This is a genomic window from Nonomuraea sp. NPDC049421 (assembly GCF_040677005.1).
Lineage (GTDB): Bacteria > Actinomycetota > Actinomycetes > Streptosporangiales > Streptosporangiaceae > Nonomuraea > Nonomuraea salmonea.
In genome coordinates, this window is sequence record NZ_JBFAQA010000083.1 from 1 (window position 1) to 1,058 (window position 1,058).

Consider the following 1,058-nt stretch of genomic DNA (forward strand, 5'->3'; position numbering starts at 1 on the left):
GACTTCGGTTGGGCGAAGGTGAGAACTTAAGCGCCGGTAAACGGCGGTGGTAACTATAACCATCCTAAGGTAGCGAAATTCCTTGTCGGGTAAGTTCCGACCTGCACGAATGGCGTAACGACTTCCCCGCTGTCTCAACCGCAGACCCGGCGAAATTGCACTACGAGTAAAGATGCTCGTTTCGCGCAGCAGGACGGAAAGACCCCGGGACCTTCACTACAGCTTGACATTGGCGTTTGGAGCGTCTTGTGTAGGATAGGTGGGAGACTGGGAAGCTCGGACGCTAGTTCGGGTGGAGTCATTGGTGAAATACCACTCTGGTCGTTTTGAACGTCTAACTCTGGTCCGTGATCCGGATCGGGGACAGTGTCTGGTGGGTAGTTTAACTGGGGCGGTTGCCTCCTAAAGGGTAACGGAGGCGCCCAAAGGTTCCCTCAGCCTGGTTGGCAATCAGGTGTTGAGTGTAAGTGCACAAGGGAGCTTGACTGTGAGACTGACGGGTCGAGCAGGAGCGAAAGCTGGGACTAGTGATCCGGCATCGGCGTGTGGAAGCGGTGTCGCTCAACGGCTAAAAGGTACCCCGGGGATAACAGGCTGATCTTCCCCAAGAGTCCATATCGACGGGATGGTTTGGCACCTCGATGTCGGCTCGTCGCATCCTGGGGCTGGAGTAGGTCCCAAGGGTTGGGCTGTTCGCCCATTAAAGCGGTACGCGAGCTGGGTTTAGAACGTCGCGAGACAGTTCGGTCCCTATCCGCTGCGCGCGCAGGAGACTTGAAAGGGGCTGTCCCTAGTACGAGAGGACCGGGACGGACGAACCTCTGGTGTGCCAGTTGTACCGCCAGGTGCACGGCTGGTTGGCTACGTTCGGAAGGGATAACCGCTGAAAGCATCTAAGCGGGAAGCTCGCCTTGAGATGAGGTCTCCCACCACGAGAGTGGGTAAGGCTCCCGGTAGACGACCGGGTTGATAGGCCGGAGGTGGAAGCATGGCAACGTGTGGAGCTGACCGGTACTAATAGGCCGAGGACTTGACCACAAAGCAGACTTTCTAGTTTT

The 1,058-nt window shown here is 57.0% G+C and carries 1 rRNA gene; it reads left to right on the forward strand.

The annotated features are described in order from the left end of the window. Positions 1–1,038: ribosomal RNA gene (locus AB0K18_RS50305) — 23S ribosomal RNA — on the forward strand; the annotation flags it as partial. Positions 1,039–1,058: the final 20 nt, after the last annotated feature.